Below are 25172 nucleotides of genomic sequence, written 5' to 3' on the forward strand. Positions count from 1 at the left end.
CCCACACCAAACTTCATTCTGAAACGATCAGTAAGGCGGCACGGCTGGTCCTGGCAGCAGCCCGCCCGGCGCGCGATCGAACGCGACGACGACGCGGTGGAGCTGTGGAAAAGGGAAGTCTGGCCGCGGGTAAGAGCACCGCGGCGGTGAACAACGCCTGGGTGGTCTTCGAGGACGAGGCCGGCCAGGCGATGACACCGCCGCGCGCCAGGACCTGGGGCCGCCAGGGCTGCACCCCGGTCGTCCGCGTGCGCGGACGTGGCTCGGGCCGGGTTTCCATGGCGGGGATGACCTGCTACGAGCCCGGCGAGCGGTCCCGTCTGATCTACGCGGTCCGCGAGTACCGAGGCCGCAAGGACGAACCGAGGGGCTTCGGCTGGAAGGACTACCGTGACCTGGTCATCCGCGCCCACACCCAGCTCGGCGGCCCGATCGTCCTGGTGTGGGACAACCTGCGCATGCACCTGGTCGCGCCACTACGGGAGTTCTTCGAGGCCAACACCGCTTGGCTCACCGTGTTCCAGTTACCGACCTACGCCCCGGACCTCAACCCGCAGGAGGGCATCTGGTCCCTGGTCAAGCGCGATATCGGCAACCTCGCGGCGGCCGACCTCGGTCAGATCACCCAGGCAGTGAAACGCCGACTCAAACAGATCCAGTACCGCCCTGATGGGGTCGATGGCTGTCTCGCCGGCACCGGCCTGAGCATGGATCCGGCTCCTGACGGACGCGGTGATGTAAATGCCAGACCGCTGACGGCGCCAGGTATGGCAGCATCATCGCCATGTCTTTGCTGACCTGGGACTACGACGGTGATCTGTTCTGCGCCCTCACCACCGAGACGGGTGCGGGCGAGGGCCGGATGACACATTTCGAGCTCAGCGAGGCCCGCATGGTTCCGGGTGGAGCCTCTTCTATGCCTGCTTCACCGGCTCCAGGGCCGACAGCCGTGACGGTGCTTGCCTACGCGCCCGAGGAGGAGAAGCCGGCAGAGGTCTACTTCGACGCAACGCAAACGCTGCCGTTCGCCGTCCTCCAGCACTTCGTGGCGCTCGTCGCCTCACGCCTCGCAAGCACCGGATCGTAGAGCAGCCGTCCTGTCAGCACGGCGAAACCCTAGGCCGACATCACGAGTTCAAGTTCAGTAGCGGGTGCCCCGGAAGCAGGCCCGCTCCCGCCTCGGTCGCCGTGCTGCGGCCCGGGTCGGCGGCGGTGGAGATCGCCGTGGCGCGGGATACGTTTGGTGTGGCGGTCCCGGCATCTTCGGAAGCTCATCGGCGTGTGCATGCGGGCGTCCCGAACGGTGGTCCCCCGGTGGGCGCCGCTACAGCGATGAGTTCCGGCCGGGCCGCGAGTCTGTTCCGGTGAGCGTCGGAGCACGTCGTACGACGCCGCCCGGCACTGGACACCACGGAGGACACCATGACGACCACGCCCGGCAACACGAGCAGCCACCTCCCCGGGAAGCCGCCCGTCGTCGACCTGGCCAGCTGGCAGGCGGCGCGCGAGAAGCTGCTGGTCCGCGAGAAGGCGCACACACGTGAGGGCGACGCGATCGCCGCGGCCCGGCGGCGGCTGCCGATGGTCGAGTTCGACGGCGCGGTCGAGGTCACCGGCGTTGACGGGCCGGTCCCGTTCCTCGACCTGTTCCAGGGCCGCGACGAGCTCGTGGTCTACAAGCACATGTGGCACGACGGTGCGCCGCACCAGGGGCAGTGCGAGGGCTGCACCACCACGGCCTGGCACGTCAAGGACGCCGTCTACCTCAACGCCCGGGGCGTCTCGTTCGCCGTCCTGACCTCGGGCCCGTGGGACGAGGTGGCTCCCTACGTCGAGTTCATGGGTTACACCCAACCCTGGTACTCGGTGCGGGGCGTGGAGGCGCCGGTAGGCGGGGAGATGGGGCACATCACCTGTTTCCTGCGTGACGGCGACCGCGTGTTCCTCACCTACTCCACGACGGGCCGTGGCAACGAGCCGGTCAACGGGTCCCTCAGCCTCCTCGACATGACGCCCTACGGCCGCGGCGAGGCGTGGGAGGACAACCCCGAGGGCCGGCGCGTGATCGGCGATGTTCGCGAGGGGTACCCGTCCGAGGGCCGCCAGGCCTGCTGGTACTGGCGATCGGACGCCGACGGCGTCGCCACCTGGGGCCCGACCAGCCGCCCCGTGCCGCAGTGGACCCGCCCCGGCGCGACCCCCGTGGAGACCCTCGGCCGCCAGGGCCACCACCACTGACGCACCTTCGTCGACCGCGTCGGCACCGAAGGCCGTCCCGTAGGCGCTGGGTGCCGCGCGGCAACTCCGGAGGATGCGAACGGTCCCCCGCGCTCGATCGGCGGGCGTTTCGCCCGGAAGGTGTCTCGGCAGGAGAGGCGCGGTCCAGGCTTGTGAGTCCTACCAGGAGACCTGGTGCACGTAACGTCCGCGTACTCGCATGGGCCGTTGATGGTCGGAGTGATGATCGTCCCACGAGGTGGCGCTTCGCCCCCGGTTCGACGATGGCCGACGGACAGTTGGCGCCGGTGCTCCCCACGGCGCCGGCACGGAGGCAAGCCCGAGAAGGGGGGCCGCTGTCCGGTCCTGGACGTGATCTTCTACCTGGTCGTGAGCGGATCGCCTGGCGACCCTTGCCGGCCGCCTTCCCGCCGCACCGGACCGACTTCACCGTGTTCCGCGGGTGGGACCCGCACGTGAGGCTCAACGGGGCGCAGCCGTCCCTATGATGGTGGGCTGACCAACGCCGTCGCCGCATACCCGATCTGGCCCGGCATCGCCGCATTCATCCATGCAGAGGATCTGCCCATGCCCATCCGCCGGATCGCCGCTCTGACCACGGTGCCCGCGACCCTGCTGCTCCTGGTCTCATGTGGGAGCAGCGCGGTGCACGGCACCATAACCGAGAAGGAGTACAAGCCGGCCCGCACCACGTGGACCACCGAGTCGGGCACGAAGAAGCAGTGCAGCACGTCTCGTAGCGGGGGCAAGACCAAGAGGTCGTGCCACTCGGTGCAGACCGGTACCCGTCGTGTCCCGCACCGCCATCGCGCGTGCTGGCAGATCGAACTGGACGACGACGCACACGAGCTGTGCATCGCCAAGGACCGGTGGGACAAGGTGCGTGTCGGCGACCGGTGGTGAGCCGCTGGAATCGCTACCCGGATGGCCGGCGCGGTCCGGATACGACCTCCCCACGATCGTGGTCGGGTGCGCAGGCGTAGGCCTGGTCGCTGCGGGACGTCGATCCCGCGTTCGGCCGGCGGCGCCGCGATCTCGCCGATTGCCCGGCCGGCCGTGGAGGACCCGGCCCGGAAGATCACACCGAGGGCCTCCGGGTCGAACCGGTGCGCAGGTGGACCCGGATGACGAGCAGTCGGTCGGTGAGCACCGAAGCGTGTCCTGGCCCGGCGCCGGCCCGGCACCCTCACGGGTCGCCGGCACATCTGCGCCTGTGTGACGTCGCGGTCAGGCGGGCTGCCACAGCTCGACCCGATTGCCCTCAGGATCGGTGACCCAGCCGAATCGACCGATCCCCTCCATGTCCTGCGTCTCTTCGGCCACGTCCGCTCCCTTGGTACGCAATTGCACGAGCATCGCATCCAGATCGCGGACCCGGAAGTTGAGCATGGTCTGCTGGGTGCGGGACCCGAAGTAGTCGGTCTCGGCCTCGAACGTCGCGAACACCGTCGGCCCAGCTCCCTGAGGCCACAGGCCGTGCTCATCGGCGTCCAGGCCGAGGCAGTCGCGATACCACGCGCCCAGGGACACCGGGTCGGCTGCCCGCATGAAGTACCCACCGATTCCAAGTACACGCTCCATGCCGCCATCTTGCCAGGATGGCGACCGCGCGAGCCGGCACCACACCATCGCCCGCTTCACACCCCTGACCCGATCACGGGGAACTCGTCTGCACTCACTGCTGCAGGAATTCCCCGAGGCCGCCCAGCAGCCGGCCGACGTCCTGGTCGAGGGCGGGAAAATCGTTCGCGGACGGGCAGCGCGGGTGGCTAGCGTGTCCCGACGTGGACATCGAAGATCCCAAAGACCTGGTCCGGCGCGGGTACGACGCGCTCTCCCTCCGCTATGACCAGGCGTACGGCTCCGAGACGAAATACCAGCCGTGGATCAGCGAACTGATCGGTCGGATCCCAGCTGGAGGCACGGTGCTGGATCTGGGGTGCGGTAGCGGGGTACCCGTCGCCCGGACCCTGACGACCGCAGGGCACCGCGTCACGGGCGTCGACATCAGCGAGGTGCAGATCCGCCGGGCCCGGGCGCTCGTGCCACAGGCCGAGTTCATCCGCGCCGATGCCACGGCCATGGACTTCGAACCGTCCTCGTTCGACGCGATCGTCTCGTTCTACGCACTGATCCACATCCCCCTTGATGAACAGCTTCCGCTGCTGGAGAAGATCGCCGGATGGTTGCGTCCCGGCGGTTGGTTCCTGGGCACCACCGGCAACCGGGCCTGGACCGGCATCGACGAGGACTGGCTGGGGGCCGGGACGGCCATGTGGTGGAGTCACGCCGACGCCGCCACCAACCGAGCCTGGATCACTCGAGCCGGCCTGGTCGTCGAGCAGGAGGAGTTCGTACCCGAAGACGATGGCGGGCACACTCTGTTCTGGGCCCGCCGCTGCCACTGAGGTTGAACTCGTGGTGTCGTAGAGGCTGACGGCTCCAGCCGGTGACGAACCGCTTCTCGCTCGATCGCGGCGACCTAAGGAACTACTCGGACCCACGATCCGGTTCGGTCACGCCTGTGGCGGTCACGGCTTCGACCGAACTACTCGTCCGCAGCAACGGGCGGCGGGGCTGTACTGTCGCGGACCACAAGCTTTGTGGGTACGAGCGTCGTACCGTGTTCCGCCCCGCCATGACGCATCCGCCGCATGACACCCTCGACGCACAGGCGTCCCACTTCGGCGAAGTCCTGGTGAACCGTGGTCAGCGGAGGCAGGAAGGAGCCCGCCTCGGGGATGTCGTCGAAGCCGATGACGCTGACGTCATCGGGAATCTTCCGGCCTCGCTCGTGCAAGGCCCGCAAAAGCCCCAGCGCCATCTGGTCGTTGGCGGCGAACACCGCCGTACAGTCCTTCTCGTCGGCGAGTTGCACACCTGCCCGATAGCCGGACTCCGCCGACCAGTCGCCTCGCACGACGCGCGGCAGGACGCGGCCCGCCCCGGCGAGTTCGGCGCGCCAGGCATCGGCACGGCGTTGCGCCGCAAAGGACTCCTCGGGACCGGCCAGATGCCAGACCGTGCGATGGCCGAGGTCCAGCAGGTGCCGCACCGCAGCACGGGCTCCACCGGCCTGGTCGGTGTCGACCACGGTGTACCGGTCGCCCGCGTCCGAGTCGGCGACGACGACCTGGACATGAGGGGGCAGGGAGATGGTCGCCGCATCGAGCAGGTGCACTTCCATGATGACGATGACAGCGTCGACGGCGAGCTCGCCCAGCCGGGAGAAGGCGCCACGCACTTCGTCCTGGGTGGGAACGGCGACGGGCAGGAGCGTGACGGCGTAGCCCTCCTGCGCCGCGGACGTGGCGATCGCCTCCAGGGTGCGCATATTGCCTGTGGTGGAGAGGTTGAAGGTGATGACTCCGATGGTGCGGAATTCACCGCGCTTGAGGGCCCGGGCGGCGCTGTTGGGCCGGTAGCCCAGTTCGTTCATGGCGGCCAGCACCTGCTGCCTGGTCTCTTCGGTGACGCCCTCGTATCCGTTGGACACCCGGGAGACGGTCTGCGAGGAGACACCGGCCAGGCGGGCGACATCCGCCATGGACGCGCGCTGCGTGCGAGGCGCGGTCCGCCTGCCCGTGCGCGTGCCTGCCCGGTCCTTGCCCGTCGAGGCGCTGTCCGCGGTGTCCACCCGTCTCCTTCTCCACCTGAGTCGCAGTTTCGGTAGGCGACCCTTGACCACCAACAATGGCGCAGTGTAGACATGCCGCCATCGGATGTTTACGTAAACATAACAGCCCGGGGTCCTCTCCGGCACGGCATGTTTACGTAAACATCGCGGCGGCGGGCGACGCCGGTTCCGAAAAGGACGAGCGAGGAACGACATGACGACGCTACAACCCCCTGCGGCCATACCCGGTCGTCCGGCGCGGCCGGCGGTGGAACGGGACCGCCGTTCCTGGACAGGATGGGGGTTCATCGGGCCCTTCGCGGTGGTCTTCGCCTTCGTCTTCCTGGCGCCGATCGCCTATTCGGTCTACCTCAGCCTCTTCCGGGACAAGCTCATCGGCGGCACGTCCTTCGTGGGCCTGGACAACTACCAACAGGCCCTGCACGACAGCCAGTTCTGGGACTCCCTGGGGCGGGTGTCGCTGTTCCTGCTGATTCAGGTGCCGATCATGCTGGGCATCGCCCTGCTCGTGGCACTCGCCCTGGACAGCGGGCGGCTGTACGGCAGGGACTTCTTCCGGATCTCCATCTTCCTGCCGTACGCGGTACCCGCCGTGGTCGCCACACTCATGTGGGGCTTCATGTACGGCACCCGCTTCGGTCTGGTGAGCGACATCAACGACGCCCTCGGCGTATCGCTGCCCAACCCGCTCGGTCCCGATCTGATCCTGGCGTCGATCGGCAACATCGTGACCTGGGAGTTCGTCGGCTACAACATGCTGATCTTCTACTCCGCGCTCCGCGTCATCCCGGCATCGCTGTACGAGGCCGCACAGATCGACGGCGCCGGGCAGATCCGCGTGATCACCGCCATCAAGCTCCCCGCCATCCGCGGTGCCCTTGTCATCGCGACGATCTTCTCGATCATCGGCACCTTCCAGTTGTTCAACGAGCCGAGCATCCTGCAGAAACTGGCGCCGAACTCCATCACCACCGACTACACCCCGAACTACTACACGTACTCGCTGTCCTTCTCGGGGCAGCAGCACAACTACTCCGCGACGGTCGCCATCGTCATGGGCCTGATCACCATGGTCATCGCCTACGTCGTCCAGCTGCGCGGCATGCGCAAGGGAGCGTGAAGCGATGAGCAGCCCCGTCACCACCGTCGCCCGGCCACCAGTTCCTTCGGCCGGCTCCGTGCCCCGCCTGCGCACACCGCGCCGGCACAGCCCCGGGCGCCCACGACGCAGCGTGGTGCTGACCGTGCTCACCGGTCTGGTCCTCCTCTACTCCTTGGTGCCGCTGGTATGGCTGATCATCAGCGCCACCAAGACCCAGGAGGGGCTGGCCCATTCCTTCGGGCTGTGGTTCAACGGCGACTTCGCCCTGTGGGACAACATCCGTGAGACGTTCACCTACAGCGACGGTGTTTTCACCCGCTGGCTGCTGAACACCGTGCTGTACGTCGTGGTCGGGGCCGGTGGCGCCACCTTGCTGGCGGTCCTGGGCGGCTACGCCCTGGCGAAGTTCCGGTTTCCCGGCAAACGCGCCGTCTTCGCCGTCGTCATCGGTGCCGTCGCGGTGCCGGGCACCGCCCTGGCCGTCCCCACCTTCCTGATGTTCAGCAAGTTGGGGCTGACCGACACCCCGTGGTCGGTGATCATCCCGTCCCTCATCTCGCCGTTCGGCCTCTATCTGATGTGGGTCTTCGCCTCCGAGGCCGTCCCCGACGAACTGCTGGAGGCCGCCCGTATCGACGGCGCGGGCGAACTGCGCACCTTCTTCCAGGTCGTCCTGCCGCTGCTCGCACCCGGCATCGTGACCGTCTCGCTGTTCACGATGGTCGCAACCTGGAACAACTACTTCCTACCGCTGATCATGCTCAAGGACCCGGACTGGTATCCGCTGACCCTGGGCCTGAACAGCTGGAACGCCCAGGCCGCCACCGCCGGCGGCACACCCGTCTTCAACCTGGTGATCACCGGCTCGCTGATCACCATCCTTCCGCTGATCGCGGCGTTCCTCCTGCTGCAGAAGTACTGGCAGTCCGGGCTCGCCGCCGGAAGCGTCAAGGAGTAACTCCGGAGCCCCGGACGGCAGCACCTCCCCCGGTCTCCCCCACAGATTCTCAACCCTCATCAGGCACGGTTTCGGCCACGACGAAGTGGAAGCACTCCCATGCACATGAACCCCCGCCGCCTGCTGCGCGGCCTCGCCCTGGTCTCGGCCCTCGCTTTGGGGGCGACCGCCTGCGGCGGCTCGGACGACAACAGCTCCAGCACGAAGCCGGTCTCCTCCAAGGACATCGACGCGGCCCTGAAGAAGGGCGGCACCCTCACGGTGTGGGCATGGGAGCCCACGCTGAAGCAGGTCGCCGCCGACTTCCAGAAGGAACACCCGGCCGTCCACGTCAAGCTCGTCAACTCGGGCACCGGCAACGACCAGTACAAGGCCCTGCAGAATGCGATCTCCGCGAAGAAGGGCGTCCCCGACGTCGCGCAGATCGAGTACTACGCACTGGGGCAGTACGCGCTGACGAAGGGTCTGGACGACCTGACCCCGTACGGCGCCGACAAGCTCGCGAACAAGTACTCCCCCGGCCCGTGGAACGCCGTGAAGTCCGGCAGCAAGAACGTCTACGCGCTGCCGATGGACTCCGGGCCCATGGCCCTCTTCTACAACAAGAAGGTCTTCGACAAGTACAAGATCAAGGTGCCGACGACGTGGGACGAGTACCTCACGGCTGCCCGCGCCCTGCACAAGGCCGACCCCAAGACGTACATCGCCAATGACACCGGCGACGCCGGTGAGACCACCAGCCTGCTGTGGCAGGCTGGTTCGCGCCCCTACAAGGTCGACGGCACGAACGTGAAGATCGACTTCTCCGACGCCGGCGCCCAGAAGTACAACGCCGTCTGGCAGAAGCTCCTCGACGAGAAGCTGCTCGCGCCCATCACCGGCTGGAGCGACGACTGGTACAAGGGGCTGGGCGACGGCACCATCGCGACCCTTGCCACCGGAGCCTGGATGCCCGCCAACTTCGCCACGGGCGTACAGGGTGCCTCCGGCGACTGGCGCGCCGCACCGCTGCCCGCGTGGACCGCGGGTGACAAGGCCAGCGCGGAGAACGGTGGCAGTTCCCTGGCCCTGCCCACACTGGGCAAGAACAAGGAACTCGCTTACGCCTTCACCGAGTACGCGAACGCCGGCAAGGGTGTTCAGACCCGGCTCAAGGCGGGAGCGTTCCCGGCGACCACGGCCGATCTCCGGTCCAGCTCGTTCCAGAACACCGAGTTCCCGTACTTCGGCGGACAGCAGGCCAACAAGATCTTCGCCGAGTCGGCCGCGAACGTCGCCTCCGACTGGTCGTACCTGCCCTATCAGGTCTACGCCAACTCGATCTTCAACGACACCGTCGGCAAGGCCTACATATCCGGCACCAAGCTGACCGACGGTCTGAAGAGCTGGCAGGACGCCTCCGTCAAGTACGGAAACGAGCAGGGCTTCACCGTTCAGAAGTAGCCGCTCGGAAGCAGCCGCCCGGAGGCTGCCGCTGCGGAGTGAGCTCGCGGCGACAGCCTCCCGGAAGCAACCACGCATCACCTCGCACCTCCCCGTGCGGTACACCGGAAGGACCACCATGATCTCCACCCTCCTGTCCCAGTTGCACCACGGGCCGGACGGTGATCCCACTCCGCGCCTCGCCTACGGAGCCGACTACAACCCGGAGCAGTGGCCACGCGAGGTGTGGGAGGAGGACGTACGGCTGATGCGCGAGGCCGGCGTCAACATCGTCTCCGTGGGAATCTTCTCCTGGGCCCGCATCCAGCCGGCCGAGCACGAGTGGGACTTCTCCTGGCTCGACGAGGTCATGGACCTGCTGCACGCGGGAGGCATCGGAGTCGACCTGGCCACCGCCACCGCGTCCCCACCGCCCTGGCTCACCACGGCGCACCCGGAGATCCTCCCGGTGACGGCCTCCGGTGAGACGGTGTGGCCGGGGGCGCGGCAGCACTGGCGTCCCACCTCGCCCGTCTTCCGCGAGCACGCGCTGCGCCTGGTGCGGACGATGGCCGAGCGGTACGCGAACCATCCCGCGCTGGTGGCCTGGCACGTCTCCAACGAGCTGGGCTGCCACAACATCTACGACTACTCCGACGACGCCGCGCACGCCTTCCGCGACTGGCTGCGCGCCCGGTACACCACGCTCGACGGACTCAACCACGCCTGGGGCACCGCGTTCTGGTCCCAGAGGTACAGCGGCTGGGAGCAGATCCTGCCGCCCCGGCTGGCCGCATCCCACCCGAACCCGACGCAGCAGCTGGACTTCAAGCGCTTCTCCTCCGACGCGCTGAAGGAGTATCTGCGCGCGGAGCGGGACGTGCTGCGCGCGATCACGCCCGATGTTCCCGTCACCACGAACTTCATGGTCATGGGCGGCACCAAGGGGATGAACTACGCCGACTGGGCTGACGAGATCGACTTCGTCTCCAACGACCACTACGTCACGCCCGGCCCCCAGGCCCGCGACGAACTGTCCTTCTCCGCCAACCTCGTCAGCGGAATCTCGGGGGGACGGCCGTGGTTCCTCATGGAGCACTCCACCAGCGCCGTCAACTGGCAAGCCGTCAACCTGGCCAAACTCCCCGGCGACCTCGCCCGCGACTCACTGCTGCACGTCGCGCACGGCGCCGATGCCGTGTGCTTCTTCCAGTGGCGACAGTCGGCGGCCGGCGCCGAGAAATACCACTCGGCGATGCTGCCGCACGCCGGGCCCGACAGTGACGCCTTTCGCGCGGTGACCGACCTCGGCCGGACCCTCAGGACGCTGGCGCCGGTCGCGGGATCCGAACGCGAAGCAGCACGCGTCGGGATCATCTTCGACTGGGAGTCGTGGTGGGCGAGTGAACAGGACTCCCATCCCACTTCCCTCCTCGACTACCGCAAGGAGGCGCTCGACTGGTACTCCGCCCTCCTCACCCTCGGCGTACGGGCGGACGTCGTCACCGCACAGGCCGATCTCGATCGATACCAGCTCCTGATCGCGCCGGTGCTGCACGTCGTCCCCGCCGCGCTGGCCAAGGAACTCACCAGGTACACCGAGAACGGTGGCCATCTGGTCACCACGTACTTCTCCGGCGTCGTCGACGAGAACGACCACATCTGGCTCGGCGGCTACCCGGGAGCCCTGCGCGATCTGCTCGGTATCCGCATCGAGGAGTTCGGCCCCATGCTCGACGGCGACACTGTCGAAGTCGCGCTGGACGACGCCACGTCGGGCACCCTGTGGACCGACCGGATCACCGTCACCGACCCCGCGGTGGAGGTACTGGCCGAGTACCGCAGTGGTGCGTACGCCGGCCGCCCCGCCGTAACCCGCCGCGCCGTGGGCCAGGGATCGGCCGCCTACGTCTCCACCCGGTTGGGTGCGGAGGGCCTCACCGCCTTGCTGCCGAAGCTGCTCGCCTCTGCCGGTGTCGGCAGTGAACTGCCCGACGACGTAAGGGGACATGTGGAGTTGATCGTGCGTCGCGACGACCACAGCCGCTACCTCTTCCTGGTCAACCGGACCGACGCGACGGTGCCGGTGACGGGACTCGCCGGAGACCTCCTGATCGGTCGGGCAGGCGATGACGACGCCCTCGTTCTCTCCCCGAGGGGCGTCGCCGTGCTGCGGCAGCCGGCGACCTGACGACGGGGTTCGTCACACATACAGCACTGCCCCTCCGGCACCCCTTGAACGGCCGCGCAACCCGCCGAGAGTCGCTCCGTAGCGCCCCTCGCGGGCAGCCCCGCGCACGGCATCGAAGAGGGGTTGAGAACCGCCGGCCGCGTACGTCGAATCCCTGGCCTGTCTCGGAAGTGCTGGTCACAGCCGCTCTGGTCGCTGTCACCACAGCTTCCGAGGCAGACCTAGGACCAGCGCCCGATGGGCGCGTGCTCGACTGCTCGTTAGGCTCCTCATGATGAGCGGTCGCCGCACGACAGCTCCGTTCCGACCAGGGGTAGCACATGCCGGCCGACGCCACAGCCCATGTACGCATCGCTCGTCCGTCACGTGATCTGGGCGCGGCGGAACAGTTCTGGATCTCGGGTCTGGGTCTCGATGTTCTGTACCAGCACGCGGCGGATGGCACGCCGGGTGACCACTCGCTCCTGATGGTCGGCTGGTCGGGTGCCGGGTGGCATCTGGAACTCGTGCACGATCCCGCCGCCACCGTGGATCCACAGCCGACGCCCGAGGACCTCTTGGTCGTCTACCTCGGCGAACCAGTGCCTGCCTCCCTGGTCGAACGCCTCGAACGGCACGGCGGCAAGCGAGTGCCGGCGCACAACCCGTATTGGGATACGTGGGGCGTGACGCTCCAGGACCCGGACGGGTACCTGCTGGTCCTCTCCACCAGGGACTGGTCCAACTCGTAGTGCAGGCACGGCCGGCACAGAGCCGGGCGGCGAGGCGGCCCGCTCAGCGGCCGCTGCTGCTTGTCGTGCGGAGCAGCCACTCCGAGAGCTTCCGTCGCGGGGGTCGAGCGATGATGTCGCCTCCGCGGGACCGTCCGGTCAGTCGCACACGGAGGAGAGTGGCGGTGTCCGGGCCGGATGCGGGCCGGATCTTGATGTCGCCGCTGCCGCGCTCCAGGTCGTCCGTGTCCACGACGATCCCCGGTCTGGTCACCAGGGTCAGGTTTCCTCCGATGCGCAGGTCCACATCGATGTGAAGGGTGTGGTGGGTGATCACCGCGTGGGTGAAGTCCAGCTTCGCCTCGCCGAACATCAGGCGGATCTCCATACGACGTGGAACCAGCCAGCGGTCGGTGCGTGTGATGTCGCCGAAACGGTGGTCGATCCGGACCACGTCTCTGGCTTGTGGGGGCATTCCGTCCGACGGCAGGTCGGCGGTGAGTCGAGCCAGGTCTCCTGTGGTCCGCGCGGACAACGCGGCGTCCAGGCGCTCGTCCAGTTCAGCCGCCGTGAGCCGACCGTCGCCTGCGGCAACCTGCAGAATCTCCACGACCTGGTCCCGTTCCCGGTCGGATGCCCGGAACTCGGGCCTTGGACCATGCCCGGAAGAGTCATCAGCCGGCCTGAGTTCACCCGTCATGCCCGCATTCTGGTGGACAGCCGAGAGTCCCGCAACGATCGGTGATCGCGCGCGCAGACCGCCCGGGCGTACGCTTCGCTCAGCATGGACACGGCGGGGGGCGGAGCACATGACGGCTGATTCAACACCGAGGTGGGGGTCGACCCTCGATTCGGTCGTGGTGTATGCGCAGGGCGCGGTCTGCCGACGCCTGGCCCGGGGCGGCGTGTCGCCTGACGGCCGGGTGCGGGTGACGGGACTGCCCCGCTCGCTGGACCCCGGCTCGCTGCGGGCCCGTGCCCTGGGCGCTCCCGGGGTACGCGTCACCGAGGCCCGGGTGGAGGTCGAGGCCGAGCCGCTCGGCACGGGCACGCCCGACGAGTTGCGCCGCGAGGTGGAGCGGCTGAGCGACGAGTACGCGGCGGCGCAGGGACGCCGGGACCGTCAGATGAGCCTGATCCAGGAGGTCGGGGCTCTCCACCCGGTCCCACCTGCCCGTAAACGCGAGGACCCGCACCGCCGCACCCCGGTCGATGCGTGGCTGGACCTCGCAGACTTCGTCGATGAGCGGCTGGTGGAACTGCACAACCGCCTCGTCGAGCTGGATGAGGCACTGCGCAATGTCGAGCACGAGCTCACCGTCGCCGCCGACAGGCTGGCCCGCGCCTCCACCGACGCGCCGTCAGCTCACGTGGAGACCACGGTCTGCGCAGTCCTGACCCTCGACGGCACCGGTGATGCGGAGGTGGAGCTGGAGCTGGAATACGGGGTGCCGGGCGCCGTCTGGGTACCGGCCTACCGCCTCACTCACCGTCAGGGCGACGGCAGCGGCCGTCTGGTGCTGCGTGCCTCCGTCGCTCAGCGGACCGGCGAGGACTGGACCGGCGTGCGCATCGCCCTCGCCACCGCCGATCTTCGGCGTCGCACCGACCTGCCGAGGCTCCGCTCGATCCGGATCGGGCGGAGTCAGCCCGCCCCGGCGCCTTCCGGCTGGCGCGAGCCCCCGGCCGGGCTCGTCGACCTGTTCTCCGGTTACGACGCGGCAGGCCCCGGCCCGGCCACGACCGCCGTGTGGACGGGTGTCGCGGCCGGCTCCGCGTCCGGTCCCGTTCCGCCACCGCCGCCTCCCCCGCCGTCGGCACCGCAGAGCTACGGCGGTCCGCCGGGTGCGGTCCCGGCGCCCGGCAGCGCGGGCGGCGCTCCCCCGGAAGTCTTCGGCGGCGGAATGCCGGCCCTCGCACAGCCGGCCGGCTCGCAACCGGGCAACAGGCCGCGTTCCGGCGGCAGGTCCTTCGCGGGTGAGCCCATGGCGCCCGCGGCTCCTGGCAGGGCCGCGCCGCCACCCGCTCCGGCACCGGTGGCCGGTCCGCCGCAGCCGAGCGGCGCCGAGCTCGACTACGCCGCCCTTGTCCTGTGCGGCCCCGACGAACAGGGTGGTCGCAGGGGCCGGCTGTTTCCCGGCTCCCCCTTCGACCCGGTGGCGGCCGAGTACCGCCGCCGCGCCGAAGCGGTGGCCGCGCTCCCGTTGCCCGGACAGGCCGTGCGGCCCCGCGAGTCTGCGGGTTCCTTCGACCACCGCTTCGATGCCACTGCCCGCGCCGACATTCCGTCGGACGGCACCTGGCACACCGTCACCGTCGGCGAGATCCCGGTCGGGCTGCGTACCGAATACCTCTGCGTGCCGTCCGTGGAGCAGACCGTGTACGCGACGTTGGTGCTCTCCAACGCCACCGACCAGGCACTGCTGGCCGGCCCGGTGGAGGTCACCGTCGACGACGACTTCCTGCTGACCACCGCACTGCCCACGCTTGCCCCCGGCGGTGTCCGCCGGGTGGGGCTCGGGCCCGCCGAGGGCATCCGGGTCACCCGCCGTACGAACCTGCACGAATCGACCGCGGGCCTGCGCAACAACACCACCGTGCTCGACCACCGCGTCCATGTGGAGCTGGCCAACGGGCTCGCAAGGCCCGTCGTCGTGGAAGTCCGCGAGCGGGTGCCGGTCACCTCCGAACCGGACGTCCGAATCGAGGAACGCGCCGACTGGACGGCGCCCGACGACGGCACGGAGCCCGATCGCCATGCGCCTGGAACCCGCGTCTGGCGACTGGAACTGCCCGCAGGCGCCACCGCCGCCCTCGACGGCGGCTACGAGATCCGCATCCCGACCGGCAAGGCCCTGGTCGGCGGCAACCGCAGGAGCTGACACATGTCCACGGCCCCGAAGCCGATCGCCCTCCCCGTCACCGCCGTCACGTGCCTCGAGGATCGCGCCCACATCGAGCGCGATGTCGTGCTCGACCTCGAGGCCGGGGTCCAGCGGCTGCGTCTCGGGCCGGTCAGTGCGCTGGTCGTCGACCGGACGCTCCATGCCGAGCTGACCGCCGATCACCCCGCGACCGTGCTCGACGCGCGGATCGTCCGCAGCTGGACACCGCGTGGGCCTCAGTCGTCCACCGACGAGGACTCCGCCCTGCGCCACCGCGTACACACCCTCGAACAGGAGCAGCTGGCCCTGGGCCAGCGACGTGACCGGCTGCAGGCTCGCCTTGACCTGCTCGGCCGGCTCGCCACCGATCTGCTGCGGGAGATCGGCGAAGGCGCCGGCTCAGGGGAGACCGAACGGTCCCGCTGGACCATCGAACTGGACCGGGTGGACGACGAGCGGGACGCCCACGGTGAGCAACTCCGGACGGTGGAGAGCCGGCTCGCTGCACTCGCTGTCGAACTCGGTGAAGCACAGCGGGCCATGCATCTCTCCGAGGAGGAGCCCGCCGAGCTGGTCGGCCATGTCGAGTTGACCGTGCAGACCGCGGCCGCCGGGCCGGTCGGGCTGCGCCTGAGTCACCTCACCCCGTGTGCACTGTGGCGGCCCGCCTACCGGGCCGTGCTCGACGGGGACTCCCTGACACTGGAGACCGACGCGATGGTCTGGCAGCGCACCGGTGAGGACTGGTCGGACGTACGGCTGACGCTGTCGACGGCCCGCTCGGCGCAGGCCACCGATCCGCCACGGCTGGGCGAGGACCGGCTGACGCTCAAGGACCGCTCCGCGGCGGAGCGCCGCACGGTCGACGTCGAGCTGCGCGAGGAGGAGATCGGGGCCCTCGGCCCGGCCCCGGTGCTCGGGCTGCCGGGTGTGGACGACGGTGGTGAGGCGCGGGTCCTCAGGTCCCCTGCGCCGGTCTCGGTACCCGGTGACGGCCGCGCCCACCGAGTGCCGCTCTCCGCATTCACCACGGACGCGCGCAGCGAGTACGCCTGCTCACCGGAGTTGTCCCCCCTGGTCACCCAGGTGGTGCGGTTCGACAACCTGTCCGGCCACGTGCTGCTCGCCGGGCCGGTGGACCTGGTCCGCGGCAGCGGATTCAGCGGCCGTGGCACGCTGGACTTCACTGCCTCCGGCGCCCCCGTCGAGCTGGCCTTCGGCAGCTGCGACGACTACAGGGTGATCCGGCATGCCGAGGAGTCCCGCGACTCCGCCGGTATCACCCAGCGGACCGTGGTCACACGCACGGTCCGGCTGCACCTGTCCCGGTTCTCCGGGCCCGGGGAGCACGGCGAGCGGATGGTCGTCCTTCGGGAGCGGATCCCGGTCTCCGAGGTCTCGGCGGTGGAGATACGCCTGCACAAGGATTCGTGCTCCCCGGCGCCCGACGTGGTCGACCCCGAGGGCATCGCCCGCTGGGACGTCACCCTCCCGCCCGGCAGCCGCCGCACGGTCACCCTGGTCTACGAACTGTCGGCGAGCGCCAAAGTCACCGGGCTCTGAGTCCGGCAGAGGGGCGCTGTACCGGACCTGCTCCGGCCGGGCGCCCGCAGCTCGGAACCGGCCGCGCACCACCTCACCGGCATCGTCCGAGCCGCACGTCGATGCCCGGCCATGACCCATCGACCGCGATCACACGTGTGGCGGACCGGCAAGGCAGGAGGGGCACAGCCCACGGTAGGTGATCTGGACCTCGGACACCGTGAAGCCGAACCGCTCCTCCGCCGGGAAGTCGGCCAACGGGTCGCCAGCCGGGTGGACATCGCGGATGGTGCCGCAGTTGGAGCACACCAAGTGCTGGTGGGGGCGGTGGGCGTTGGGGTCGTAGCGCTTGGCGCGACCGTCGGTGGAGAGCTCCATGACCTCGCCGAGAGCGACCAGTTCCCCCAGGGTGTTGTAGACGGTGGCCCGGGAGATCTCGGGCAGCCGCTCCGCCGCGCGGACGAGCACCTCGTCGGCCGTGAGATGCACATGATCGCCATCGAGGACCTCCGCAACGACACGTCGCTGGGACGTCATCCGCCAACCACGCCCTCGCAGTCGCTCCAGCAGGCCACTCATATCGGTTCACCTGTTCAGGTTCGATGGGACAACGGAAGTTCACCCGCCGATGTCCGGCTCTCGTCGGGAAGCGGTTTTGGTGACCTTCTGGACCTGGCCTCCGACCTTAATGGCGGTGGTGCCGGCAGAGCCAGCTTCACACACGTCGTGGCGAGGGCGCCTGTCCATCACTTGTCAGGCCGTCATATGAGCCTCCCATTTCCCTCACCACGTCGGCGGAGTGAGCAGGATGACAAGAAATGGCCGCTCGGCTCACACTCCTGGAGGCGGAACAGCCGTCAGCCGTTGAGCCGGAGACCGGACCCGAACGAATGGGGCTTTCGATTTCTTGTTGCCAGGGATGCTCTGCGTGTTCTCGTAGCAGTGCGGTCCGCGGTGCGCGACCATACGGACGCCGAATCCGCACAATCATCGGCGTCATACGCGAGGAAGGGTTCTTGTCGGACGAATGCCCACGTGGCGGGCCGTGGGCCGGCAGGCGCCCGATGGGCGGGTGTCATGACGTGCCACGAGCGCGGGTCACTGCGCTCGACGCCAGACAGGCGAACAACGTCAAAAGCAAGAACCTGCAGAAGGAACACCGAGACAGAAAGAAGGACGGACGTGTCCGGCAGCGAAAGCGAGAACCCGGCGATCTCCTCCCCGGCCCCCACGCAGACCGGCCCCAAGGCGAACCGGGACTGGTGGCCGAATCAGCTGGATCTTCAGGTGCTCCACCAGCACTCGCCTCAGTCCAATCCATTGGATGAGGATTTCGACTACGCAGAAGAGTTCGCGACCCTCGACCCCGACGCGCTCAAGCAGGACGTCTTCGAGGTGATGACGACGTCGCAGGACTGGTGGCCCGCCGACTACGGCCACTACGGCCCGCTTTTCATCCGAATGAGTTGGCATGCCGCGGGCACGTACCGAATCGCCGACGGCCGGGGCGGTGGCGGCTCCGGCGCTCAGCGCTTCGCCCCCCTCAACAGCTGGCCCGACAATGCGAGCCTCGACAAGGCGCGCCGTTTGCTCTGGCCCGTCAAGCAGAAGTACGGCCGGAAAATCTCTTGGGCCGATCTTCTGGTCTTCGCCGGCAACTGCGCCATGGAATCGATGGGTTTCAAGACGTTCGGGTTCGGCTTCGGACGAGAGGACATCTGGGAACCCGAGGAAATCTTCTGGGGCCCCGAGGACACATGGCTCGGAGATGAGCGCTACACCGGCGACCGGGAACTCACCGGTCCTTTCGGTGCCGTGCAGATGGGACTGATCTACGTCAATCCGGAGGGGCCCAACGGCAACCCGGATCCGATCGCTGCCGCCAGGGACATTCGCGAGACGTTCGGGCGCATGGCGATGAACGACGAGGAGACGGCGGCGCTCATCATCGGGGGCCACACGTTCGGCAAGTGTCACGGTGCGGTCGATCCCGAATACATCGGCCCGGAACCCGAGGCCGGCCCCATCGAGCAGCAGGGCCTCGGCTGGCGGAACACCTACGGCAGCGGCAAAGGCGCAGACGCGCTCACCAGTGGGCTCGAAGGCGCATGGACCTCCGAGCCGACGAAGTGGGACAACGGGTACCTGGACAACTTGTTCAGGTACGAATGGGAACTGACGACGAGCCCGGCCGGTGCGAAGCAGTGGACTCCCACCGATCCCTCGGCCAAGGACAGTGTGCCTGATGCCCACGATCCGTCGAAGAGGCACGCTCCCATGATGCTGACGACGGACCTGTCGCTGAAGTTGGACCCGATCTACGGGCCGATCGCGAAGAGCTTCCACGAGAACCCGGAAAAGCTCGCAGTAGCGTTCGCCAAGGCGTGGTACAAGCTGCTCCACCGCGACATGGGACCCCGCTCGCGCTACCTCGGCCCGTGGATTCCCGAGCCGCAGCTGTGGCAGGACCCCGTACCCGAGGTGGATCACGACCTCGTCGGGGAAGAGGACAGCGCCACCCTCAAGGACAGGATCCTCGCCTCGGGACTGTCCGTCTCCCAGCTGGCCTCCACCGCTTGGGCATCGGCGGCGAGCTTCCGCGGCACCGACAAGCGTGGCGGGGCGAACGGGGCACGGATTCGGCTCGCGCCGCAGAGGGACTGGGAGGTCAACGACCTGCCCGAGGTGGCTGAGGTACTGCAGACCCTTGAGCGGATCCAGGAGGACTTCAACCGCTCGCAGACCGGCGGAACGAAGGTTTCACTCGCCGACCTGATCGTCCTGGGCGGGTGCGCGGCCGTGGAGCAAGCCGCGAAGAATGCCGGGTACGACATCTCGGTCCCGTTCGCACCGGGGCGCACGGACGCCTCGCAGGAGCAGACGGACGCAGAGACGTTCGCCGTGCTCGAACCCAGGGCGGATGGGTTCCGCAACTACCTCCCGGCGGGAGAGAAGCTGTCGCCGGAGACTCTCCTCCTGGACCGCGCCAGCCTGTTGACACTGACCGCTCCCGAGATGACGGTTCTGATCGGCGGCATGCGGGCCTTGAACACCGGATTCGGGCGTTCGCCACATGGCGTCTTCACGAACCGGCCGGAGGCGTTGACCAACGACTTCTTCGTCAACCTGCTCGACATGGGCACGGAGTGGAAGGCGTCGGCTTCGGACGCGAACGTGTTCGAGGGTCGGGATCACGGCACGGGCGAGGTCAAGTGGACGGCCACCACCGTCGATCTCATCTTCGGTTCACACTCCCAACTCCGGGCCATCTCGGAGGTCTACGGATCCCGGGACGCGGGAGAGAAGTTCGTCCGTGACTTCGTGTCAGCGTGGGACAAGGTGATGAACCTCGATCGGTTCGACCTGCGTTGAACCTGAGGTCCCGGCCGGCCACGCATGGCCGGCCGGGACATCCTCGGGATCCGGGCAGGAGTGCCCGGTCAGCGAAGCCGCGCGTGTGAAGATCGACCGCACTCTGCGGCTCTCATGACGAGCTCGTTCGTACTCCGCGCGGCCGTCGCCGACCGCCGCGGCCGGGGCGCCGTACTCGAAGTCGGGGAACGTGTTGTCCACCTCCACGACCCGGCCTTCCTCCGACGACCGCTTGACCGCCGGCATCACTTCGAGTGCGTGGAAGGCGTGTTCGGGCCAAGTGACGGTCCGGATTACCTTCTCCACCCACTCGACGAGGTGCCTCCGGCCGTCAATCCACGGCCGCTGAGGGTCCGTCCCGCCGGCGATCCCCGGTCGTCGGTCCATCGCTCCGAAGCCGTTGGGAGCTTCGGGCGTGTGCCGCCCCTTCGCCCCCCTCTCCATCTCTTCCCCGCAACGGCGCCCGACCATAGGCTGAACGCGCTTTCGGGCAGGTCACACGGCTTGCCGGATGCGCAGGTCCCGGGATACAGGAGAGGCAAGGCAGCACCATGAGCAGTCCGACGGTGTACGACGTCGCCGAGCAGTCCGGCGTCTCGATCGCGACGGTGTCGCGTGTGTACCGCAATCCCGACTCCGTACGCGCCGCCACCCGGGAACGGGTGCTGGCCGCCGGTCGCAAGCTGGGATACGTGCCCAGCGGCAGCGCTCGGGGACTGGCCAGCCGTACGACGGGAGTCCTCGGCGTCTACTTCCCGGACATCCACGACGTCGTCGCCGAGAACGTACCGACGGATGACGACACCGAGCTGATGCTCTACTCCGACCAGGTGATCCGTGGCATGGAACGCGCCGCCCGGCAGCGCGGCTACGCACTCCTGATCGCCGCGGCGCACGAGGGACGCACGAGTGAGCAACTCGCCGAGCTCGCCGGGCGGGTGGACGGGCTCGCTCTGCTGGCCCAGACCGGAATAGCGAGCGAGGACCTGGAGGTCATTGCGAGACGGCTACGCGTGGTCATGCTCGCCGGGGACCGGGACGCCGACCACGACCACATCGAAGTGGCCAATTTCGACGGCCAGTTGGAGCTCACCCGGCATCTGATCGCCGACCATCGCCTGCGCAGACTGGCATTCGTCGGCGGCCCGTCGGACTCCCCCGACGGCGAGGCGCGCTTCCGCGGATTCCAGGCGGCCCATCTCGAGGCGGGGCTACCGATTCCGCAGCGGCCCGATGCGCGGGGCGATCTGACCCAGGACGCCGGCCGCCGTGCCGTCGAGGCGCTCCTCGACCGGCCGGGGCAGCGCCCACAGGGGCTGGTCCTCGCCAATGACCAGATGGCCGTGGGCGCGTTGCATGCGCTGGTGTCCCACGGCATCGGTGTGCCGGGCGACATGGCGGTGACCGGCTTCGACGGGATCCCGCTGAGCCGCGTGGTACGGCCCGCGCTGACGACCGTACGACAGCCGATGGGCCGGCTCGGCCAGGAAGCGGTCGAGCTTCTCGTCGCCAGGATCGCGGACCACCAACGGGCAGGCGTGGCACGGGTGTTGCCGGTGTCGCTGATGCGGCGGGCCAGTTGCGGCTGCGCGACGCCGTGAACGTCGCAGCCGACCGCACCGCGAGCGGGGCAAAACACCTCTGCGGCACACGGAATTCCGCACGTTTACGAAAGTGTTACCGACGCGCCCCTTGAGGCCACCCGAGGCATGCTGCAGGGTCATCCGTGCGCCAATGTGTAAGCGCATACATGATGCGCTTACATGAAACGCACACATGCACTCGAGGAGGAGTCACATGTCTCGCATCGCCAAGTCCGTCGGCCTGGCCATGACAGTGGTCTCGGCCGTCGGTCTGACCGCCTGCGGCAGCAGCGGCGGCAACGGGGTCGCGGCCGACGCCGAACAGACCGTCACCGTTTGGGCCATGGGCGAGGAAGGTGCGCGACTCCAGTCCGTCACCGAGGAGTTCACCAAGGAACATCCCAACATCACCGTCAAGGTGACCCCCGTCGGTTGGGATGTCGTCCACCAGAAGCTGGTGGCGGCCGCGGCTGCCGGCAAGCTGCCCGACATGGCGCAGATGGGCTCCACGATGATGGGCGAGTTCATCTCCCTGGACGCCCTCGAGCCGGTGGACACCAACACCTTCAAGAAGGACGACTTCTTCCCCGCCGCCTGGAACGGCAACGTCCAGGACGGCAAGGTCTACGGAGTGCCGTGGTACGCCGACACCCGGGCGCTCTACTACCGCACCGACCTCGCCGACAAGGCCGGTGTCACCAAGGCCCCGACCACCTGGAAGGAACAGAGCGACCTCGCCTCCGCGTACCAGCGCAAGGCCGGGGCCGACTGGGGCACGGCCCTCCAGCCCGGTAGTACCGGCGCCTGGCAGGGCTGGCTGCAGTACCTGTACTCGGCGGGCGGCGAACTGCTCGGCAAGGACGGCAAGCCCGCCCTCGACTCCCCCGAGGCCGTCAAGGCGTTCACGGAGTTCGGCCACTACTTCGACGCCGGGCTCGCCAAGAAGAACTTCGTGCCGGGTGAGGACGTCCTCAAGGGGTTCGCCTCGGGCAAGACACCGATGTTCCAGTCCGGCCCCTGGATGGTGCAGAACATCACGGACCAGGCACCCCAGCTGAAGGGGAAGTGGAAGGTGGTGCCGGTGCCGGCCGACAAGACCTCCACGTCCTGGGTCGGGGGCGCCTCCCTGGTCACCTTCAAGGACAGCGACCACAAGGCCGCCGCGGAGGAGTTCACCAAGTTCCTCAGCACGCCGAAGATGCAGGCGCACTGGTACGAGATAGCCAAGTCGCTCCCCGCCAACAAGGCCGCATGGAACGAGCCCGCTCTCAAGAGCGGCGGAGAGTCCCTCAGCACCTTCAAGCAGTCACTCGACACGGCGGAAGCGGTCCCGCCGATGGCCAAGTGGAACGAGTTCGCCGCCCAGATCGAGAGCGCCCTCGAGAAGATCGCGCGTGGTGCCGACCCGGCCGCAACGGCGAAGCAGCTCCAGAAGTCCACCGAGGGCCTGGTGGGCTGACCGCATGAACAGCACCGCCGCCGAGGCAGGAGCGCCGGAACGGGCACCGGGCACCGCACAGCACCCGGCCGTCACGGGCGCGCGGGCCACGCCAGGGGCGTCCCGGCCCGGCCGGGACCGGCTGTCCCGGCAGAATCTGGCCGGCTGGCTCTTCTCCACGCCTTTCCTGTCGCTCTTCCTCACCTTCATGGCGTTTCCCATCGTCGCCACGCTGGTGATGAGCTTCACGGACTTCGGCCTCCGCAATGTCACGGACCCGCTCTCGGTGAATTTCGTCGGCTTCGACAACTACACGAAGCTCTTCGAGGACGAGAAGTTCGTCCGGGCACTGTTCAACACCGGCTACTTCGTGGTGCTCGGCGTGCCGTTGACCATCGGCAGCGGACTGCTGGCGGCGGTGCTGCTCAACTCCGGAATCGACCGGATGCGCACCTTCTTCCGTGTCGGCTTCTACGCACCCGTGGTCACCGCCATCGTGGCGGTCGCCGTCATCTGGCGCTTCGTCCTGGACCCCGGTGAAGGGCTGGTCGCAGGACTCGGACACCAGATCGGCCTGGACACACCGGACTTCCTCGGCTCCGAGGCGCTCGCCATGCCCTCCCTGATCGTGATGGCGGTCTGGCGCAACATGGGCACCGCGATGGTCCTCTTCCTCGCCGGGCTCCAAGCCATCCCGACCGACGTCCGGGAGGCTGCGAGGATCGACGGTGCGGGGGTCTTCCAGGAGTTCCGAAGGATCACGGTCCCCCTTCTGCGGCCGACCATGCTCTACGTCGCGGTGATGACCTCCATCGGCTTCCTCAACGTCTTCGAGGAGCCGTTCGTGATGACCGACGGCGGTCCGTCGGACAGCACGCTGACGATCTCGCTGCACATGTACCGAGAAGGCTTCAACTTCTTCCACATGGGTTACGCCAGCGCCATGGCGTACGTCCTGTTCGTGATCGTCCTGGCGGTCACGCTGCTCCAGCTCCGTCTGCTGAAGGACAAGACAGTATGAGCGCCACCGAGACCCGAGCCCAGACCGCACCCATGGTCCGCACCGTGCCGCGGTCCTCGCGCGCCCGCAGTCGCAAGACGCTGGTCTACATCCTGCTCAGTGCCGGTCTGCTGGCCATGGCCGCGCCGTTCCTGTGGATGGCACTGTCGGCCTTCAAGACTCCCCAGGAGCTGGGGGCCGGCCCGCCGGTGTGGATTCCGACCGAGTGGACGCTGCAGAACTTCAGGGATCTGCTGGCGAAGATGGACGTCGGCCAGGCCTTCTTCAGCTCGGTGCTGGTGGCGGTAGTCGTCACGGTCTGCAATCTGCTGTTCTGCTCGATGCTGGGATATGCCCTGGCCAAGCTGAACTTCGTGGGCAGGAAGCCGGTGTTCGGCATCGTCCTCGGCGCGCTGATGGTGCCGGGCAACCTCATGCTGCTCCCCCAGTTCGTGATGATGAGCCAGATGGGGCTGATCGACAGCTACACGGCGCTGATCCTGCCGTTCGCGGCGGGTGCCTTCGGGGTCTTCCTGATGCGGCAATTCATGACGGCCATTCCGGACGAGCTTCTCGAGGCTGCCCGCATCGACGGAGCCCGCGAGTGGTTCATCTTCTGGCGGATCGTGCTGCCCCTGGTCAAGCCCGCCCTGGCGACGCTGACGATCTTCGTGTTCCTCGGTTCCTGGAACAATTTCCTGTGGCCGCTGATCGCCACCAACGACCCGGACAAGTACACGCTGCCGGTGGCCCTGGCCACCTTCGCCACCGATCCGACCAAGGCGGACGGCTCCAACGGCGTCCTGATGGCGGGGGCCTTCCTGGTGGTGCTCCCGGTGCTGCTCGTCTTCGTCCTCCTTCAACGTTTCTTCACGCAGGGCATCGCCACGGTGGGTCTCAAGTAGCCCTCCGGCCACGACGCTCCGCCTCCCCTGAGCCCGTGCGGGACCGGCCGTTCCTGACGACGGCCGGTCCCGCACGGCACCCGCGGTCGTATCCACGCCTTTCGCTCCAGGTGTTGGCCCCGCACGGGCCGCGGCTCATGCCTCGCACTCGCGCCTGCCGCAGGCCCCGCGCCTGCCTCCCCCGCAGTC

23 protein-coding genes are annotated in these 25172 nt (G+C 68.3%); 18 read left to right on the plus strand and 5 right to left on the minus strand.

Annotation, left to right across the window (positions count from 1 at the left end; translation table 11 throughout):
- Nucleotides 1-18 precede the first annotated feature (18 nt).
- The 5 genes from OG963_RS03525 (at nt 19) to OG963_RS03545 (ending at nt 3141) form a co-directional block, all read left to right on the plus strand.
- Nucleotides 19-150, plus strand: coding sequence for a winged helix-turn-helix domain-containing protein (locus OG963_RS03525; protein WP_371800259.1), 132 nt, complete (start codon nt 19-21; stop codon nt 148-150).
- The gene (locus OG963_RS03530; RefSeq protein ID WP_371798352.1) at nt 105-797 is read left to right on the plus strand and encodes a transposase; all 693 of its coding nucleotides are present in this window, start codon (nt 105-107) and stop codon (nt 795-797) included. The genes OG963_RS03525 and OG963_RS03530 overlap by 46 nt, the downstream gene beginning before the upstream one ends.
- Nucleotides 785-1087 carry a hypothetical protein gene (locus tag OG963_RS03535; RefSeq protein ID WP_093930317.1) on the plus strand — a complete coding sequence of 101 codons (303 nt, stop codon included), beginning with the start codon at nt 785-787 and terminating at the stop codon, nt 1085-1087. The genes OG963_RS03530 and OG963_RS03535 overlap by 13 nt, the downstream gene beginning before the upstream one ends.
- Nucleotides 1088-1422: 335 nt before the next feature.
- On the plus strand, nt 1423-2238 hold the full coding sequence (locus tag OG963_RS03540) for a DUF899 domain-containing protein (RefSeq protein WP_093929898.1): 816 nt from the start codon (nt 1423-1425) through the stop codon (nt 2236-2238).
- A 567-nt stretch (nt 2239-2805) separates the two neighbouring features.
- Nucleotides 2806-3141 carry a hypothetical protein gene (locus OG963_RS03545; RefSeq protein WP_371798353.1) on the plus strand — a complete coding sequence of 112 codons (336 nt, stop codon included), beginning with the start codon at nt 2806-2808 and terminating at the stop codon, nt 3139-3141.
- Between the two features lie 324 nt (nt 3142-3465).
- Here the strand turns inward: OG963_RS03545 and OG963_RS03550 are convergent, their stop codons facing one another.
- Nucleotides 3466-3819, minus strand: a complete 354-nt coding sequence (locus OG963_RS03550; RefSeq protein WP_371798354.1) for a VOC family protein — start codon at nt 3817-3819, stop codon at nt 3466-3468.
- A gap of 203 nt (nt 3820-4022) precedes the next feature.
- Here OG963_RS03550 and OG963_RS03555 point away from each other — a divergent pair, with 203 nt between their 5' ends.
- A complete protein-coding gene (locus OG963_RS03555) occupies nt 4023-4646 on the plus strand; it encodes a class I SAM-dependent methyltransferase (protein WP_371798355.1) in 624 nt (207 codons plus the stop codon).
- A gap of 140 nt (nt 4647-4786) precedes the next feature.
- On the opposite strand, the gene OG963_RS03560 is transcribed toward OG963_RS03555, so the two are convergent.
- Nucleotides 4787-5785, minus strand: a complete 999-nt coding sequence (locus OG963_RS03560) for a LacI family DNA-binding transcriptional regulator (protein WP_093772209.1) — start codon at nt 5783-5785, stop codon at nt 4787-4789.
- A 283-nt stretch (nt 5786-6068) separates the two neighbouring features.
- Between OG963_RS03560 and OG963_RS03565 the strand changes: the two genes are divergently transcribed.
- The 5 genes from OG963_RS03565 to OG963_RS03585 all read left to right on the plus strand — a co-directional run bounded on the left by OG963_RS03565 (nt 6069) and on the right by OG963_RS03585 (nt 12279).
- Nucleotides 6069-6995 (plus strand): carbohydrate ABC transporter permease, encoded by a 927-nt coding sequence (locus tag OG963_RS03565; RefSeq protein WP_093771082.1) that lies wholly within the window; start codon nt 6069-6071, stop codon nt 6993-6995.
- 4 nt (nt 6996-6999) lie between these two features.
- Entirely contained in the window at nt 7000-7935 is a 936-nt protein-coding gene (locus tag OG963_RS03570; protein WP_030932503.1) for a carbohydrate ABC transporter permease, read from the plus strand.
- Nucleotides 7936-8034: 99 nt separating this feature from the next.
- Nucleotides 8035-9378 (plus strand): ABC transporter substrate-binding protein, encoded by a 1344-nt coding sequence (locus OG963_RS03575; RefSeq protein WP_093771080.1) that lies wholly within the window; start codon nt 8035-8037, stop codon nt 9376-9378.
- 118 nt (nt 9379-9496) lie between these two features.
- Nucleotides 9497-11548, plus strand: coding sequence for a beta-galactosidase (locus tag OG963_RS03580; protein ID WP_093929948.1), 2052 nt, complete (start codon nt 9497-9499; stop codon nt 11546-11548).
- A gap of 320 nt (nt 11549-11868) precedes the next feature.
- Entirely contained in the window at nt 11869-12279 is a 411-nt protein-coding gene (locus OG963_RS03585) for a VOC family protein (RefSeq protein WP_371798356.1), read from the plus strand.
- 43 nt (nt 12280-12322) lie between these two features.
- On the opposite strand, the gene OG963_RS03590 is transcribed toward OG963_RS03585, so the two are convergent.
- Complete coding sequence (locus tag OG963_RS03590; protein ID WP_093929903.1) at nt 12323-12958, minus strand: DUF1707 domain-containing protein; 636 nt, start codon at nt 12956-12958, stop codon at nt 12323-12325.
- A gap of 109 nt (nt 12959-13067) precedes the next feature.
- On the opposite strand from OG963_RS03590, the gene OG963_RS03595 reads away from it, so the two are divergent.
- Nucleotides 13068-15140 (plus strand): DUF4139 domain-containing protein, encoded by a 2073-nt coding sequence (locus OG963_RS03595; protein WP_371798357.1) that lies wholly within the window; start codon nt 13068-13070, stop codon nt 15138-15140.
- Between the two features lie 3 nt (nt 15141-15143).
- Entirely contained in the window at nt 15144-16706 is a 1563-nt protein-coding gene (locus OG963_RS03600) for a DUF4139 domain-containing protein (protein WP_371798358.1), read from the plus strand.
- A 129-nt stretch (nt 16707-16835) separates the two neighbouring features.
- On the opposite strand, the gene OG963_RS03605 is transcribed toward OG963_RS03600, so the two are convergent.
- On the minus strand, nt 16836-17264 hold the full coding sequence (locus OG963_RS03605) for a Fur family transcriptional regulator (protein ID WP_093771068.1): 429 nt from the start codon (nt 17262-17264) through the stop codon (nt 16836-16838).
- A 603-nt stretch (nt 17265-17867) separates the two neighbouring features.
- Here OG963_RS03605 and katG point away from each other — a divergent pair.
- Nucleotides 17868-20057 (plus strand): catalase/peroxidase HPI, encoded by a 2190-nt coding sequence (katG, locus tag OG963_RS03610; protein WP_371798359.1) that lies wholly within the window; start codon nt 17868-17870, stop codon nt 20055-20057.
- Here katG and OG963_RS03615 read toward each other — a convergent pair.
- Nucleotides 20010-20528: a hypothetical protein gene (locus OG963_RS03615; RefSeq protein WP_371798360.1), complete on the minus strand. Its 519-nt coding sequence runs from the start codon at nt 20526-20528 to the stop codon at nt 20010-20012. The two genes, katG and OG963_RS03615, sit on opposite strands and share 48 nt — an antisense overlap.
- Before the next feature lie 80 nt (nt 20529-20608).
- Here OG963_RS03615 and OG963_RS03620 point away from each other — a divergent pair, with 80 nt between their 5' ends.
- From OG963_RS03620 to OG963_RS03635, 4 genes are all read left to right on the plus strand, one after another.
- Nucleotides 20609-21658 carry a LacI family DNA-binding transcriptional regulator gene (locus OG963_RS03620; RefSeq protein ID WP_371798361.1) on the plus strand — a complete coding sequence of 350 codons (1050 nt, stop codon included), beginning with the start codon at nt 20609-20611 and terminating at the stop codon, nt 21656-21658.
- Between the two features lie 196 nt (nt 21659-21854).
- Nucleotides 21855-23099: an extracellular solute-binding protein gene (locus OG963_RS03625; RefSeq protein ID WP_093771060.1), complete on the plus strand. Its 1245-nt coding sequence runs from the start codon at nt 21855-21857 to the stop codon at nt 23097-23099.
- Nucleotides 23100-23103: 4 nt separating this feature from the next.
- Nucleotides 23104-24099 carry a carbohydrate ABC transporter permease gene (locus tag OG963_RS03630; RefSeq protein ID WP_093771058.1) on the plus strand — a complete coding sequence of 332 codons (996 nt, stop codon included), beginning with the start codon at nt 23104-23106 and terminating at the stop codon, nt 24097-24099.
- Nucleotides 24096-24983: a carbohydrate ABC transporter permease gene (locus OG963_RS03635; protein WP_093771056.1), complete on the plus strand. Its 888-nt coding sequence runs from the start codon at nt 24096-24098 to the stop codon at nt 24981-24983. Before OG963_RS03630 ends, OG963_RS03635 begins: the two co-directional genes overlap by 4 nt.
- The last annotated feature ends 189 nt before the right edge of the window (nt 24984-25172 follow it).

It is taken from the genome of Streptomyces sp. NBC_01707, from assembly GCF_041438805.1.
GTDB lineage: Bacteria > Actinomycetota > Actinomycetes > Streptomycetales > Streptomycetaceae > Streptomyces.

Coding starts and splice junctions, on each gene's coding strand:
- OG963_RS03575 (WP_093771080.1), top strand. CDS start 8,035: ATGCACATGAACCCCCGCCGCCTGCTGCGCGGCCTCGCCCTGGTCTCG.
- OG963_RS03605 (WP_093771068.1), bottom strand. CDS start 17,264: ATGAGTGGCCTGCTGGAGCGACTGCGAGGGCGTGGTTGGCGGATGACG.
- OG963_RS03585 (WP_371798356.1), top strand. CDS start 11,869: ATGCCGGCCGACGCCACAGCCCATGTACGCATCGCTCGTCCGTCACGT.
- OG963_RS03565 (WP_093771082.1), top strand. CDS start 6,069: ATGACGACGCTACAACCCCCTGCGGCCATACCCGGTCGTCCGGCGCGG.
- OG963_RS03635 (WP_093771056.1), top strand. CDS start 24,096: ATGAGCGCCACCGAGACCCGAGCCCAGACCGCACCCATGGTCCGCACC.
- OG963_RS03620 (WP_371798361.1), top strand. CDS start 20,609: ATGAGCAGTCCGACGGTGTACGACGTCGCCGAGCAGTCCGGCGTCTCG.
- OG963_RS03580 (WP_093929948.1), top strand. CDS start 9,497: ATGATCTCCACCCTCCTGTCCCAGTTGCACCACGGGCCGGACGGTGAT.
- OG963_RS03625 (WP_093771060.1), top strand. CDS start 21,855: ATGTCTCGCATCGCCAAGTCCGTCGGCCTGGCCATGACAGTGGTCTCG.
- OG963_RS03600 (WP_371798358.1), top strand. CDS start 15,144: ATGTCCACGGCCCCGAAGCCGATCGCCCTCCCCGTCACCGCCGTCACG.
- OG963_RS03630 (WP_093771058.1), top strand. CDS start 23,104: ATGAACAGCACCGCCGCCGAGGCAGGAGCGCCGGAACGGGCACCGGGC.
- OG963_RS03540 (WP_093929898.1), top strand. CDS start 1,423: ATGACGACCACGCCCGGCAACACGAGCAGCCACCTCCCCGGGAAGCCG.
- OG963_RS03595 (WP_371798357.1), top strand. CDS start 13,068: ATGACGGCTGATTCAACACCGAGGTGGGGGTCGACCCTCGATTCGGTC.
- OG963_RS03535 (WP_093930317.1), top strand. CDS start 785: ATGTCTTTGCTGACCTGGGACTACGACGGTGATCTGTTCTGCGCCCTC.
- OG963_RS03545 (WP_371798353.1), top strand. CDS start 2,806: ATGCCCATCCGCCGGATCGCCGCTCTGACCACGGTGCCCGCGACCCTG.
- OG963_RS03550 (WP_371798354.1), bottom strand. CDS start 3,819: ATGGAGCGTGTACTTGGAATCGGTGGGTACTTCATGCGGGCAGCCGAC.
- OG963_RS03615 (WP_371798360.1), bottom strand. CDS start 20,528: ATGGTCGGGCGCCGTTGCGGGGAAGAGATGGAGAGGGGGGCGAAGGGG.
- OG963_RS03560 (WP_093772209.1), bottom strand. CDS start 5,785: ATGGCGGATGTCGCCCGCCTGGCCGGTGTCTCCTCGCAGACCGTCTCC.
- OG963_RS03570 (WP_030932503.1), top strand. CDS start 7,000: ATGAGCAGCCCCGTCACCACCGTCGCCCGGCCACCAGTTCCTTCGGCC.
- OG963_RS03590 (WP_093929903.1), bottom strand. CDS start 12,958: ATGACGGGTGAACTCAGGCCGGCTGATGACTCTTCCGGGCATGGTCCA.